The following is a 16,675-nucleotide window of genomic DNA, read 5'->3' as shown; positions in this document are numbered from 1 at the left end:
ACAGGCCTTTGCTGTCTCTGCTGCGTAGATACGAGCAAGAAAACCGCCACAGGCGCCCCCCAACATTACCCCTGTTTTCGTTGTTATACCAGTTATATCCAGGCATAAGCATGTAGCACATCATCATACAGGGCAGTCTGTATACTGTTCATCTATTATAAAAAAATGCCTGATATGAAACAAAAACTTGCTTTTGCATTTTACTGTATGGTGTGCATATTTTGTTGGTTGCCGGCTATGGCCCAGGATATGGGCTGGCCCCGTCAGGTAACCAAAGATGGCGCTACCCTTATCTATTACCAGCCTCAGATCGATTCCTGGGATAATTACAAAACACTGGCAGGCCGGATGGCCTTTTCGCTCACCCCTTCGGGAGGCAATCAATCAGTAGGCGTTGCCTCTTTTACCGCGAGCACCGATGTCGATAAAGAAACCCGAACGGCTTACCTGACAAATATCAAAGTAACGGATGTACGAATTGCAGGACAACAGGGAAGTAGTACTGCCAACGAGGAAATGTTGTTCCGGAAGCTGCTGCCTGTCAATGAGCAGTCCATTGCGGTAGACAGGCTCCTGGCCGATATGCACCAGGATAAATCGGATGTAAAAACTGCCAATATCAAAAACGATCCCCCTAAAATTTTCTATAGCACTAATCCTGCGGTGCTCCTGCTGGTGCAGGGTAAGCCGGTATTGAGTCCCATTGCAAAATCGGATCTTCAGTTTATCGTGAATACCAACTGGGACCTGTTCTTCGATAAAAAGGACAATACGTATTATCTGCTCGCAGATAAAGGATGGTATTCGGCAAAAGATGTAAAAGGGCCTTATACCATGACGCGTACGCTGCCCAAAGATATGAGCAAACTACCGGCTGGTGAGAACTTTGATGAGGTGAAGAAAATGATTCCGGCCCCTGCAAATGCACAACCGGAAACCATTTTTTACAGCGATGAACCCGCAGAGCTGATCTTATTTAAAGGTGCGCCGGTGTATACACGTATCAATGGTACAGACCTGTTATATGGCGCCAATACCGACAATGATTTTTTTGTAGATAGCAAAACGCAAAAATTCTATGTGCTGTTATCCGGTCGCTGGTTTAGCGCCGGCAGTACCAGCGGGCCATGGGAATTTGCCACCAATAATTTACCGGAAGATTTTAAAAAGATTCCTTCAGGCTCGCCTAAAGCCAATGTGCTGGCCTCTGTGCCAGGTACGGTGGAAGCATCTGATGCCGTGATGCTGGCGCAGATACCCACCACCGTTACCGTCAATAAAGCGGAAGCAGCTGCTAAAGTACAGGTACATTACGATGGCACGCCTGAGTTCAAACCAATTGAAACCACCAACCTGCAATATGCGGTGAATACACAGGATAAGGTGATCAAAGACGGCGATATCTATTATCTCTGCTTCCAGGGTATATGGTTTATGTCTACCAGACCGGAAGGTCCATGGCAAACCGCGGATGCGGTGCCACAGGAGATTTACAGTATCCCGCCAAGTTCGCCTGTATACAATGTTACCTATGTGACCCAAACCGATGCTACTGCCACTACGGTGGAAAGCAGTTACACGGCAGGTTACCTCGGCATGTTTATTTTTGGTGCCGCTGTAGGCGCCTGTATTGCCTATGGTACCGGATGGTGGTACCCACCTTATTTTTACTGGGGTGCGGGCGCTATGTTTCCTATCTATCATCCATGGCCGATGACATATGGTGTAGGCGCCGTGTACAATCCCTGGACAGGTGGTTATGCGGTAGGCCGCAGGGCATATGGACCGTACGGCGCTGCAGGTTCTTCTGCCTGGTATAATCCTGCAACCGGCAGGTATGGCCGTTCTGCGAGCGTCCAGGGATGGTATGGTGGTCGTACCAGTGCTGCTGCTTATAATCCCTGGACAGGTGGTGCAGCAGCCACGCATCAGGGGCATAATGCGTATGCACAATGGGGGAACTCAGTGGCTACACGCAATGGAAATGCCATTCAGACGGGGCATATCAGTACCCGCAATGGTACCGTGGCAGGTTACAGAACCAATAATGGCCAGAGTGGCATCGTACATACCGGTGCCAATGGTACGGTAGTACGTAACAATAACGGTAACGTATATGCAGGTCATGATGGAAATGTATACAGAAAAGATGCCGGTGGCGGATGGAGCAAATACAATAATGGTAATTGGAATAATGTGCAGCATCCTGCGGGAAATAATGCCAACAGACCTAATCTCAGTGGTGCTACCAGGGATAATATTTCACCTGAAACCCTGCATGGGTTGAATCAGTCGGCCGCATCGCGGCAGCGTGGAAATTTCCAGACCCAGCGCTTTCAGAACTGGCAGCGTGGAGGAGGGGGATTTCAACGTGGCGGTGGTGGTTTTCACGGTGGCGGAGGACGGTTTCGCAGATAAGTAGAAATACGCTATTTCGTTAATCATTTGTTAGTAGCCTGGTAGATAGCACTACCAGGCTGCTTAGTGAAAGTGAGTCTGGTGTTGTGTTTTATGCCGATCGTTCAATTTGTTCGGTAATTATTTTTTGAGAGAGATCATTTCAGGAGTTGACAAACTGAAAAATATTGCTTTATCTTTACGCCCTCAACCATTCTTTCTTGATTTTCCTTTCAATTACTATTTATCCATACTAGGTTTGTCGTTACCCCCAGCTGAGGTTTTCCCCAAGTTGATGAGTATATAGCCAGATAGATTTTATATCGTATTCAGGACTACGTGAGAAAGAGAATTCCAATCAGTCGGTAATTTTACCATACCATTTATTCGAGACCACTAAATTTTATATCTATGGATCATTACCAGGGTATAGGAGCTGTATTTGGCTGCGTTTCTGTTGCCAATGCCTCCGGTACCACTAAGAGCAATGTTGTGCCATGTACTAACGTTAACGGCTATACGTTAATGTCGGTTTCGTGTATGAAGCAAAATCGCTGTGTAGTTTTAAACCGGCTGCCAGCGGGATTTTTATTGTATAAAATTAAATTACTGCATTAAACAAATTTGCTTTAAAAAAGTATCTGGTAGCAGATCATCAGCTGACCTGAACAATCGTTCGGGGGCATTAAGTCGGCATATGCAAAAACTATTTTTTTAATCCCAAAACAGGTATTTATGCTTGCTGCGCGGCGCATCTTTTACAGATGGGCCAACAGGAAAATATAGGTATCTGGCAGACTGTCCGCACTTCATATCAATCCGGAAATACATTACCGGGTTCCAACATCTTTCTTGATACGACCTCAAAAAAAATTATTTAAAAGAAAAAACTATTCCTGATTAAAATAAAGGTTCGCACGCTAATGAAAAGCATTGGGAAGATATCTTTCACAACCGCGTCTGTGGCTGCTAAACCTATTATGCGCATTTAAAAAAATAACATGAAAAAACGCTACTCCAGGTTGCTGATTATGTTGGCGCTTTTCCTTTGGGGATCTTGGTTTGTTCCCCGTGGGTATGCAATCAACCACAATAATCTGCATGTAACAAATGGAATTGACCCCGGCGATTTGCCGAACATCGGCAGGCCAGAAAAAGCTGCTGCATTTGCACCGCAAACCAAAGTGAATAATTATACGGTGCCTGCCGCCGGCACCTATACTGTTGGTCAGTGGCTAACCTTTACAGTCAAGTTCAACGGAACTGTATATGTCATCAATAGCCCCTCGTTGAAGCTGACTATTGGCGGTACTACACGTTATGCCACCTATTCTGGTGGAAGTAATTCGAATACACTCACTTTCAAATACCAGGTAGTTGCGGGAGACCAGGACATGAATGGTATCCAGCTGGGCCCGCAGATTATCGTGAGTAATTTTAACCAGATTTACGATGGAAATTATAATAATGTTGATCCTACATTAAATACGCCACAGGGCGATATTTCAAAGGTACTGGTAAATGCGGGTCAGCCAGCGCTTACCATTTCAATGACGGACCCGACCCCGGTTAAACAACCTTTTACCATTACTATCACTACGACTGAACAGCTGACAAGTTTAACGTCAGCTGGTTTTGCTGTAACTAATTGTTCAGTATCCAATATTGTTGCTACAAGTAATACTACCTATACCGCATTGGTTACACCTTCTACAGGTGGTACCGGTGCCGGTTCTGTAAGTATTCCCGCAGGAAAGGTTACGGGAGCTAATACCCACCTTAATAATACTGCGTCCAATACCTTAAACTTTACCTATGATAATACGCCGGTTGTCACCAGTGTGGCAGTACCGGCAAATGGTACCTATGGTATAAACCAGGTATTGAATTTTACGGTGAACTATAATAAGTTGGTAACACTGACTTTTGGTACTACACCTTATCTGGAGCTGAACATTGGCGGTGCCACTGTGAAAGCTAACTATACCGGTGGAAACAATTCCTCCGCCCTTACTTTTGCCTATACGGTGCAGTCAGGCGATCTGGCCACCAATGGTATCAGTATCTCCAAGAGTACTATCCAGAATGTAACTGCGCTTAAAGATGCGAACAACAACCCGGCTAACCTGACGCTGAACAATATCGGTAGTCTGTCCCTGGTTAATGTGGATGGTGTTAGACCGTTTATCAGCTCGGTAACCAATCCGGCTAATGGTGTTTATAATGCCAGCAATAATCAAACCCTGAAATTTGATGTGGTGTACTCAGAGCCAATAGCGGTAACGGGTATCCCTACACTCGCCATTGTGATCGGTAGCAGTACCAAAACGATGAATGGTACCTTAACCGGCGGTAATACCCTGCACTTTGAGTATACCGTAGTCAATGGCGACCAGGATATGGATGGTATTGCATATGGTGTGTTCAATGCTACTGTAAAAGACCTTGCGGGTAATGCTGCTGTTGCCGTTGATAACAGCAAATTTACCACGATGCCTAATGTGCTGGTGAATACCGCCACTCCTACAGTAATACTCACTACTAGTGCCCCTGCTAATACCAATCAGCAGTTTACTGTAACGGCGACCTTCTCTGAACCGGTAACCGGCCTGACAGCTTCCTCATTTTCAATACCAAATGGCGCTGTCACTAATCCGGCTACCACTGATCAGAAAACATATACTTTCACTGTTATTCCTGCAGTGGCAGGACAGATAAACCTGTTTTTACCGGCCAATAAAGTAGTGAACTCAGGTAATAATGGTAACACTGCTTCCAATACCCTCAGTGTCAACTATGATCCGGTTCCTCCTGTGGTGCAGAATGTAACAGTGCCTGCCGCTAAAACCTATAAGATCGGTGACCAGCTGAATTTTGTGGTGAACTGGTCCAAGTCTGTGACGCTGGATCCGGCTACAACGCCATATCTGGAACTGACCATAGGCAGTACGGTGCAACATGCAACCTACGTGGGTGGCAGTCCGGGTACCGCCTATACCTTCTCGTACACCGTACAGGAAGGTGATCTGGATAATAATGGCATTACCATCTCCCAGAATACTATTCAAAATGTAACTTCCATTAAAGATATCTTTACCAACGATGCAAACCTTACATTGAATAATGTAGGCCCTTTGACTGCGGTAAACGTGGATGGTGTTAAGCCTGTTATCAGCTCGGTGACAAATCCTGCTGTCGGCGTTTACAACACCGGCAGCAAGCCTACGCTGAAGTTCGATGTGGTGTTCTCTGAACCGGTTACTATCACTGGTACTATTCCTGCACTCTCCATCATTATCGGCAGCAGTACCAAAGTGATGACCGGTACTTTAACCAATGGTGGTACTACGCTGCATTACGAATATAATGTGGTAGCAGGAGACCAGGATATGGATGGTATTGCGTATGGGTCATTTGATGTAAGCGGAGCTACCATTACTGATCTTGCGGGTAACCCTGCGGTGATTGATAACAGTAAGTTTGGTGCGATGCCAAATGTGATGGTGAATACCACGCATCCTGATGTAATACTCAGTACTACAGCGCCTACGCTGACCAACAAACCATTTACAGTAACTGCTACATTCACGGAAGCGGTATTTAACCTCACCGCAGGAGGCTTTGCTGTAACTAATGGTACAGCAGGTAACCTGGTTGCTGTTGATCCGAAAACCTTTACCATTACGGTTACACCAACCACAGATGGTCCGGTGACGGTAAGCCTGCCGGCAAATAAGGCAGTGAACATCGGAGATAATGGTAACAACGCCTCCAATACCATCAGTCTGACCTATGATGCTACCCCTGCTGTGGTAAACAGTGTGGATGTACCGGCAGCTAAGACCTACAAAACAGGGGATGTGCTGACCTTCGTTGTACATTGGTCTAAGGTGGTAACCCTGGATCCGGCCACCACGCCATATCTGGAGCTAACCCTGGGAACCAAGGTACAGCACGCCACTTATGTGAGTGGTAGTCCTTCAGATGCCTATACGTTTACCTATACCGTACAGGCAGGTGATCAGGCTAACAATGGCATTACCATCTCTAAAAATAAAATACAGAACGTTACAGGTATAGCAGATGCTGCTACCAACCAGGCAGACCTGACACTGAATCACATCGGAAGCACCGCTTCCGTGAATGTTGACGGCGTGGCACCTGTGATCAGTACTGTATCGTATTATGCAGCTATGTATAATGCATCCAGTGCGCCTATGACTTTTGTGGTATCGTTCTCCGAATCGATCAAACTGTCGGGGCCTGTTACCCTCAAAATTAATATTGGTGGCAGCATTAAAACCCTGACTGCCTCTTCACTCTTTTTACCAAATGTTATACAGTTCCAATACCAGGTAGTTGATGGAGACCAGGATATGACTGGTGTCCAATACGCTGGTTATGATTTTTCAACTGTTACAGACCTTGCCGGAAATCCTGCTGTTATTAATAATAGCAAATTTGGTACAATGTCCGGCGTGTTGGTGAATACAACACATCCGGGTGTAACACTGACTTCCGCAGTGCCTGTAAAAACAAACAAACCATTCGTGGTTACCGCTACCTTCACCGAAGATGTATCGGGCCTGAATGTGAATGCCTTTACAGTAACGAATGGCAGTGCATCTGGTCTGACCACTGTCAACGCTAAAACGTATACCTTCACGGTTACACCGGCAGCAGATGGTCCGGTAACGGTATACCTGCCGGCAGGTAAAGCCCTGAATATTGGCAATAATGGCAATACCGTCTCCAATACGATCAGCACTGACTATAATGCTACTGTTCCGGTAGTAACCAGCGTGGATGTACCAACAGCGACTACCTATAAAATCGGTGATCAGCTGACCTTTGTGGTGCATTGGTCTAAAGTGGTAACACTGAATCCGGCCACTACGCCATACCTGGGACTGACTATTGGCAGTGCCGCACAACAGGCTGCTTATGTAAGTGGTAGTCCTTCAGATGCATATACCTTCACTTATACCGTTCAGGAAGGAGACCTGGCTAATAACGGTATAGCCATCGCTCCGGGTGCCATACAAAATGTAACGGCTATTACGGATGATTACGGCAATCTGGCAAACCTGGCACTGAATGGTGTCGGTGCGTTGACTGCCGTAAATGTGGATGGTGTTAAACCGGTTATCAGCTCCGTGACCAACCCTGCTGATGGCATCTATAATGCCGGTAGCAACAAAACCCTGAAATTCGATGTAGTGTTCTCAGAACCGGTAACAGTAACGGGTACGACTAAACTGTCTGTAGTGATAGGTAGCGATACCAAAGTGCTGACAGGTACCTTAACCGGTGGTAATACCCTGCACTTCGAATACAATGTAGTAGACGGAGACCAGGATAATGACGGTATTTCATATGCTGGCTTCGACGTAAGCGGTGCTACCATTGCTGATATCGCGGGTAACCCTGCGGTAATCGATAACAGCAAGTTTGGCGCCATGCCGAATGTGCTGGTGAATACCACACATCCTTCTGTAGTGCTCAGCTCTACAGCCCCTGCGCTGCTCAACCAGCCATTTACGGTAACAGCCACCTTCTCAGAAGCTGTGTCCGGCCTGGCTGCTACCGACTTCACCGTGAATAACGGTACAGCAGGTAATCTGACAACCATCGATCCAAAAACGTATACCATCACGGTTACACCAACCGCAGATGGTACCGTAGATGTAACGCTGCCGGCAGATCAGGCAGTGAACATCGGTGATAATGGTAATACGGCTTCCAATACCATCAGCCGCGATTACAATGCTACTGTTCCGGTAGTGACCAGCGTGGATGTACCAACAGCGACTACCTATAAAATCGGTGATCAGCTGACCTTTGTGGTGCATTGGTCTAAAGTGGTAACACTGAATCCAACCACTACGCCATACCTGGGACTGACTATTGGCAGTACCGCACAACAGGCTGCTTATGTATCTGGTAGTCCTTCAGATGCATACACCTTCACTTATACCGTTCAGGAAGGAGACCTGGATAACAATGGCATTGCCATCTCTCCAAACTCCATACAAAATGTAACGGCCATTACAGATGACCATAGCAATCTGGCAAACCTGGCACTGAACGGAATCGGTACATTAACCGCCGTAAATGTGGATGGTGTTAAACCGGTTATCAGCTCCGTGACCAACCCTGCTGATGGCATCTATAATGCCGGAAGCAACAAAACCCTGAAATTCGATGTAGTGTTCTCCGAACCGGTTACTATAGCTGGTACTATTCCTACACTCTCCATCGTTATCGGCAGCAGTACCAAAGTACTGACAGGTGCTTTAACCAATAATGGTACTACCCTGCATTATGAGTATAGTGTGGTAGACGGAGACCAGGATAATGATGGTATCACGTATGGTCCATTCGACGTAAGCGGTGCTACCATTACTGATATCGCAGGCAACCCTGCGGTGATCGATAACAGCAAGTTTGGCGCCATGCCGAATGTGCTGGTGAATACCACATATCCTTCTGTAGTACTCAGCTCTACAGCCCCTGCGCTGCTCAACCAGCCATTTACGGTAACAGCAACGTTCTCAGAAGCTGTGTCTGGCCTGGCTGCTACCGACTTTACCGTGAATAATGGTACAGCAGGTAACCTGACAACCATCGATCCAAAAACATATACCATCACGGTTACACCAACCGCCAATGGTACCGTAGATGTAACGCTGCCAGCAGATCAGGCAGTGAACATCGGTGATAATGGTAATACAACTTCCAATACCATCAGCCGCGACTACAATTCTACTGTTCCGGTAGTGACCAGCGTGGATGTACCAACAGCGACTACCTATAAAATCGGTGATCAGCTGACCTTTGTGGTGCATTGGTCTAAAGTGGTAACACTGAACCCAACCACTACGCCATACCTGGGACTGACTATTGGCAGTACCGCACAACAGGCTGCTTATGTAAGTGGTAGTCCTTCAGATGCATATACCTTCACTTATACCGTTCAGGAAGGAGACCTGGATGATAATGGCATTGCCATCTCTCCAAACTCCATACAAAATGTAACGGCCATTACAGATGACCATAGCAATCTGGCAGACCTGACACTGAACGGCATCGGTACATTAACCGCCGTAAATGTGGATGGTGTCAAACCGGTTATCAGCACGGTAACCAACCCTGCTGATGGTATCTATAATGCAGGAAGCAACAAAACCCTGAAATTCGATGTAGTGTTCTCCGAACCGGTTAATATAACTGGTACGACTATGCTGTCTGTTCTTATTGGTAGCGATACCAAAAAGATGACAGGCACCTTAACCGGTGGTAATACCCTGCACTTCGAATACAATGTGGTAGACGGAGACCAGGATAATGATGGTATTTCATATGCAGGCTTCGACGTAAGCGGCGCTACCATTACTGATATCGCTGGCAACCCTGCTATGATCGATAACAGCAAGTTTGGCGCCATGCCGAATGTGCTGGTGAATACCACATATCCTTCTGTAATACTCAGCTCCACAGCTCCTGCGCTGCTCAACCAGCCATTTACGGTAACAGCAACGTTCTCAGAAGCTGTGTCCGGCCTGGCTGCTACCGACTTCACCGTGAATAACGGTACAGCAGGTAGTCTGACAACCATCGATCCTAAAACGTATACCATCACGGTTACACCAACCGCCAATGGTACCGTAGATGTAACGCTGCCGGCAGATCAGGCAGTGAATGTCGGTGATAATGGCAATACGGCTTCCAATACTATCAGCCGCGATTACAATGCGACTGTTCCGGTAGTAACAAGCGTGGATGTACCAACAGCGGCTACCTATAAAATCGGTGACCAGCTGACATTTGTGGTGCATTGGTCTAAAGTGGTAACACTGAACCCGGCGACTACGCCATACCTGGGACTGACTATTGGCAGTACCGCACAACAGGCTGCTTATGTAAGTGGTAGTCCTTCAGATGCATACACCTTCACTTATACCGTTCAGGAAGGAGACCTGGATAACAATGGCATTGCCATCTCTCCAAACTCCATTCAAAATGTAACGGCCATTACAGATGACCATAGCAACGTGGCAGATCTGACGCTGAACAGCATCGGTGCATTAACCGCCGTAAATGTGGATGGTGTGAAACCTGTGATCAGCACGGTAAGCAACCCTGCTGATGGTATCTATAATGCCGGTAGTAACAAAACCCTGAAATTCGATGTAGTGTTCTCCGAACCGGTTAATATAACTGGTACGACTATACTGTCTGTTCTTATAGGTAGTGATACCAAAAAGATGACAGGCACCTTAACCGGTGGTAATACCCTGCACTTCGAATACAATGTGGTAGACGGAGACCAGGATAATGATGGTATTTCATATGCAGGCTTCGACGTAAGCGGCGCTACCATTACTGATATCGCTGGCAACCCTGCTATGATCGATAACAGCAAGTTTGGCGCCATGCCGAATGTGCTGGTGAATACCACATATCCTTCTGTAATACTCAGCTCCACAGCTCCTGCGCTGCTCAACCAGCCATTTACAGTAACAGCCACCTTCTCAGAAGCCGTATCCGGCCTGACTGCGGGAGGCTTCACCGTAAGTAACGGTACAGCAGGTAACCTGACGGCCATCGATCCTAAAACGTATACTATCACGGTTACACCAACCGCAGATGGTACCGTAAATGTTACCCTGCCAGCAGATAAGGCAGTAAACATCGGGAACAATGGCAATACGGCTTCCAATACCATCAGCCGCGATTACAATGCTACCGCTCCGGTAGTAACCAGCGTGGACGTTCCGGCAAATGCTACCTACAAAATCGGTGACCAGCTGACATTTGTGGTACATTGGTCTAAAGTGGTAACACTGAACCCTGCTACTACGCCATACCTGGGACTGACTATTGGCAGTACGCCACAACAGGCGGCCTATGTGAGTGGTAGTCCTTCAAATGCCTATAACTTCACCTATACCGTTCAGGAAGGAGACCTGGATAACAATGGCATTGCCATCTCTCCAAACGCCATACAAAATGTAACGGCCATTACTGATGACCATAACAACGTGGCAGACCTGACACTGAACGGAATCGGCGCATTGACCGCCGTAAATGTGGATGGTGTTAAACCAGTGATCAGCGTGGTAAACAACCCAGCTGATGGAATGTACAACGCCAGCAATTCCCTGCTTAAATTTGATGTAGTGTTCTCCGAACAGATAGCGGTAACGGGTACGACTAAACTGTCTGTAGTGATAGGTAGCGCTACCAAAGTACTGACAGGTACCTTAACCGGTGGTAATACCCTGCACTTCGAATACAATGTGGTGGATGGTGATCAGGATATGGACGGTATCACATATGGTCCATTCGACGTAAGTGGTGCTACCATTACTGATATCGCTGGCAACCCTGCGGTGATCGACAACAGCAAGTTTGGCACTATGCCGAATGTGCTGGTAAATACCACACATCCTTCGGTAATGCTCAGTACTGCAGCCCCTGCACTGACCAACAAGCCGTTTACTGTAACAGCTGTATTCTCAGAAGCAGTATCCGGATTGACAGCTGGTTCATTCGCAGTAACAAATGGCACTGCAAGTACATTGAACAGCGCCGATCAGATCACCTATACTTTCACTGTAACACCAGCAGCCGATGGAACGGTAACCGTTTCCCTGCCGGCAGATAAAGCAGTGAATATTGGTAATAACGGAAATACTGTATCCAATACGATCAGCCTGAGTTACGACGCTACCATTCCGGTGGTAAGCAGTGTAACAGTACCTGCACCTGGTACCTACAAAATCGGTGATCAGCTGAAATTTGTAGTGAACTGGTCTAAGGTAGTGACCCTGGATATGGCCACCACGCCATACCTGGAACTGACCATCGGCAGTACGCCACAACATGCTGCCTATGCAAGCGGTAATAACTCAAACGCCTATACTTTCGTGTATACGGTACAGGAAGGTGATCTGGACAACAACGGCATTACCATCTCCCAAAACACCATACAGAATGTAACGGCCATTACTGATGCGGCTACCAACGTGGCAGATCTTACATTGAATAATGTAGGTGCACTGACCGCCGTAAACGTGGATGGTGTTAAACCAGTGATCAGCGCGGTAAACAACCCTGCTGACGGAATGTACAACACCAGCAATTCCCTGCTTAAATTCGATGTAGTGTTCTCCGAACCGGTAACTGTAACGGGTACGACTAAACTGTCTGTTGTAATTGGTAGCGATACCAAAGTGCTGACGGGTACCTTGAACAATGGCAATACCCTGCACTTCGAATACAATGTGGTGGATGGTGATCAGGATATGGACGGTATCACTTATGGTCCATTCGACGTAAGCGGTGCTATCATCACCGATATCGCGGGCAACCCTGCGGTGATCGATAACAGCAAATTTGGCGCCATGCCGAATGTGCTGGTGAATACCACACATCCTTCGGTAATATTAACATCTGCCGCACCGGCACTGACTAATCAGGCTATCGTGGTTACTGCCACCTTCTCAGAAGCTGTGACAGGCCTCACCGCCGCTAAGTTCGGTGTAACCAATGGCACAGCAGGTAATTTAACTACTACCGACAATATCACTTACCAGGTTACCATTACACCGGTTGCCGATGGCGCAGTAGCTATTGCACTTCCGGCTGGTGCCGCAGTGAATGTTGGTAATAACGGAAATGCCGCTTCCAATACCCTCGCATTTACCTACGATGGCACTGCTCCGACAGTTACCAGCGTAACAATGCCGGCGGCTAAGTATTACAACGAAGGGTCTGTACTCCAGTTTGTAGTACATATGAGCGAACCGGTAATTGTAACAGGTACGCCTACGCTGAACTTCAAAATAGGCAGCACACCGGTATCGGCTGATTACACCAGCGGTACGCAGGATATGGTGTTTAATTACACCGTGTCTGCAGGTGAAAATGGTGTGGCTGATTGCTCGTCCGCTATCATCGGCCTCAACGGAGGTACCGTGAAAGATCCTGCCGGTAACAATGCCGTGCTGACCTTAACAGGTATCCCTGCGGTTACAGGTATTATTATCAATACTGCCCATCCAACAGTAGTAGTGGCTACAGCAGCAGCGGCAAGAGTAAATACGCCGGTGGATGCTACCATTACCTTCAGTGAGGCAGTAACCGGATTTACTACTGCTGGTATCACCGTAACCAACGGTACTGTAACCAGTCTGACTACTACCGACAACATTACCTACAAGGCTACTATCCAGGCTGTCGCAGATGGCAATGTAACTGTGATGGTGCCTGCTGGTGTTGCGGTAAATGTGAGCAACAATGCGAACCAGGCATCCAATACCATCAGCTTTATCTACGATGCTACCGCACCAGTGATTACCGCTACACAATTCAGTGTGAATGGTGATGCAGTGGCGAATACCCAGATAGGTGTACTGTCTGCTACTGAAGCTTCTGGTGTACTGAAAGGCTGGACGATCACCGATGATCCGACCAATGGCGCCTTTGCAATAGACGCAAATGGTAAGATCACTGTAAATGATGCCCGCGCACTCAACAATGCTTCCGGAACTACCGTTACCGTTAAGGTAACCGTAACCGACGGCCTCAATATGAGCCAGCCGGCACTCATTCCTATCAAGGTGATCTTAATGTACTTCAACCAGGCACCGACCCTCGATCCAATCAATGATCAGTCGATCTGTGTGGACAAGGCTACGCATACCATTCAGCTGACAAACATGTCGGCAGTGGAAGCAGACCAGACCTACGCCCTCACGATCAGCAGCGATCAGCCTTTATTCGACTTGTTATCTGTATCTCATAGCGGGTTAGTGACATATACGCTGAAAGCCGCTGCCACCAGCGCAGTAGCTCATATCACCGTTACGATTAAAGACAACGGAGGTACCCTTAACAATGCTGTGGACTCGCTGCAACGTACATTTACGTTTACCGTGCTTCCTACGCCGGCAGTTACGATCACTGCAGATAAGTCAACTACCTTGTCTAAAGGTGATGACATCGTACTTACCGCAACAGGTGGCGATATATACGCCTGGGCACAGGTAGATGGTATCATATCTGGTCAGTTTACAGACAAGTTGCACGCCAGGGTACAGGCAAATACCGTTTATACAGTAACTGTTACCAACATATTTAACTGTAGCAATACAACTGATATAGCAGTAACTGCCAATGTAGACTTCAAGGTAGATGCAAACAACATCCTTACCCCTAATGGCGATGGTATCAATGATAAATGGGTAATTAAAAATCTCGACAGTTACCCTGATAATGAAGTGATGATCTACGATCGTGCTGGTCGCCTGGTATATCAGCGTAAGAATTATAGTAATGACTGGGATGGAACTTCAGGTGGAAATCCGCTGGCAGAAGGTACCTACTACTATATTCTTACCATCCAGAAATCTACTAAAGCAACGAAAGGTTATATCACTATTGTCAGATAATTGCTCACAGCTGTTAAAATCAATACAATGAGTCGTTCATTATATTTAAGAGCAGGAAAATTTATAATCACTGTAGTGTGCTGCGCTGTATCCCTCCGGGGGTACAGCCAGTCGCTCAGTAAAACTGCTGCGCTGCTGGATCCTTCAGCAACTTCCTATTTTCAGAATCAGTACCTGGCCAACCCTGCCATGGCAGGCGTTGATACCGGATGGCACTTTAACGCCTCTTACCGCGGACAGATCAATGGCATCGAAGGGGCGCCGGTTACACAGTTCTTCTCTGGCGATGGCTATGTTGGTGCCAGGGTAGGGGCCGGACTCAATATCTTCAATGATAAGGCCGGCTTACTGGCAAGAACCCGTATAGCGGGATCTTATGCCTATCATCTGCCGTTAAATGACTATGGCGCAAAACTGAACTTCGGTTTGTCGCTGGCGATGAATTTCCAGCGCCTGGATTATTCCAAAATAAACGGTGATCCTAATGATCCGGCTGCCAGGCAGTACAACAACCGCGACGACTACTTTGAAGCAGATTTCGGGATGGCCTATACAGACCGCCACTGGACTGCACAGGCTTCGTTGCCTAATATCCGTGCAATGTTCACCGGAAAGAGCTATCCTGGTGTAGATGGTGGTACGGTATTCTTCTCTGCGCTGGCTTATAAGTTTGATCTCTATGGGGCTGTTTCTTCCGTAACCCCGAAAGCCTGCTTCAGAAGCATTAAGGGATATGACCCGATCATAGACGTAGGACTGAATGTAGGCTTCGTACAGAATGTACTCAACCTGACGGCGTTATATCATACCACCGGGAGTTTCGCTTTTGGGGTAGGCGTGTACGTGATGAATACCGTGCGACTGAATGCATTTTACAATACGCAGACCAGTGGTCTGAGGAATTATACAGACGGCACCTATGAAGTAGGATTAACAGTAGATCTGTTTAAATAATACGGTTATATTTTTTAGAAGCTCCTGCGGTTATTCAGCTGAATCCGCAGGGGCTTTTTTTATTTTAACCACGGTTACAAATTTTCCGTCCTGGAAAAACAGCAGGTAACCGGGATAGGTCCACATTTCCATTCCATGCTCCGCCTGGTATACTTCCAAAGGCTTACCCAGTTTTTCCCGGATGGCTGCCTTGGATGACTGTTGATCAATACCCAGTTCGTTCACCACAGGATCGTCTGTAGGGTCGTAGCTGGCCTGAGTTTCATTGTTTAAGTTTTTTGGGAGAGATGGCTCACGTTTGCCAAAAATAGCGCCCAGTGCTATGATCAGCATAAAAAGACCAATAATGCCCAGCTTTATAAATATATCTTTCCTGGTATCTGGCGGCAGGTCATCTTCCATATCATATTTATGGCGCCGCTGATATTCAGCGTCTGTTTCTTCCCTGGTATAATACTGCTGGCTGGAATACTGTTCCTGTTGCTGCTCAGTTTGCTGGTGACTGCCCGCTGTGCCTGTATTGGAGGTCGTCTGCTGCGATCTATAGAGGTTCAGTCGCAGTAGTTCGTCGTAATAGGCTTTCCTGTCGGGGTTGTTCAGCTGTTCATAGGCATGTTGTACCTGTTTGAATTTCTCCTCAGAAACGGCATTGCCTGGGTTAAGGTCCGGGTGATACTTCTTGGAAAGCCGGCGGTGGGCTTTTTTTACATCTTCGCTACCTGCGAAATAAGGAAGTTCCAATATGGAGTAATAGTTCATCATGGATAAAAGGGTCGCTGCCATCGGCTGCTTATGCTAAAATAAGCTAGTCTAATGTCAATATACTACTATTACTACAACTAATTTCTCTCATCTTGATAAGATAA

The 16,675-nt window shown here is 47.0% G+C and carries 4 protein-coding genes; 3 read left to right on the top strand and 1 reads right to left on the bottom strand.

What is annotated here, in order from left to right:
- The first annotated feature begins 174 nt into the window (after window positions 1–174).
- From F3J22_RS23570 to F3J22_RS23560, 3 genes are all read left to right on the top strand, one after another.
- A complete protein-coding gene (locus F3J22_RS23570) occupies window positions 175–2,418 on the top strand; it encodes a hypothetical protein (protein WP_167020378.1) in 2,244 nt (747 codons plus the stop codon).
- A gap of 980 nt (window positions 2,419–3,398) precedes the next feature.
- Window positions 3,399–14,855, top strand: a complete 11,457-nt coding sequence (locus F3J22_RS23565) for an Ig-like domain-containing protein (RefSeq protein WP_167020377.1) — start codon at window positions 3,399–3,401, stop codon at window positions 14,853–14,855.
- Window positions 14,856–14,882: 27 nt separating this feature from the next.
- The gene (locus tag F3J22_RS23560; protein WP_167020376.1) at window positions 14,883–15,809 is read left to right on the top strand and encodes a PorP/SprF family type IX secretion system membrane protein; all 927 of its coding nucleotides are present in this window, start codon (window positions 14,883–14,885) and stop codon (window positions 15,807–15,809) included.
- A gap of 30 nt (window positions 15,810–15,839) precedes the next feature.
- Here F3J22_RS23560 and F3J22_RS23555 read toward each other — a convergent pair whose 3' ends face one another.
- Entirely contained in the window at window positions 15,840–16,592 is a 753-nt protein-coding gene (locus F3J22_RS23555; RefSeq protein WP_167020375.1) for a J domain-containing protein, read from the bottom strand.
- Window positions 16,593–16,675: the final 83 nt, after the last annotated feature.

The organism is Chitinophaga sp. Cy-1792, from assembly GCF_011752935.1.
Taxonomy (GTDB): Bacteria; Bacteroidota; Bacteroidia; order Chitinophagales; family Chitinophagaceae; genus Chitinophaga.
This window is presented reverse-complemented; position numbering and strand designations above follow the sequence as displayed.

Bases quoted from the DNA above. Each gene is read 5' to 3' on its own strand.
- F3J22_RS23570 (WP_167020378.1), top strand. From the start codon at position 175: ATGAAACAAAAACTTGCTTTTGCATTTTACTGTATGGTGTGCATATTT.
- F3J22_RS23565 (WP_167020377.1), top strand. From the start codon at position 3,399: ATGAAAAAACGCTACTCCAGGTTGCTGATTATGTTGGCGCTTTTCCTT.
- F3J22_RS23560 (WP_167020376.1), top strand. From the start codon at position 14,883: ATGAGTCGTTCATTATATTTAAGAGCAGGAAAATTTATAATCACTGTA.
- F3J22_RS23555 (WP_167020375.1), bottom strand. From the start codon at position 16,592: ATGGCAGCGACCCTTTTATCCATGATGAACTATTACTCCATATTGGAA.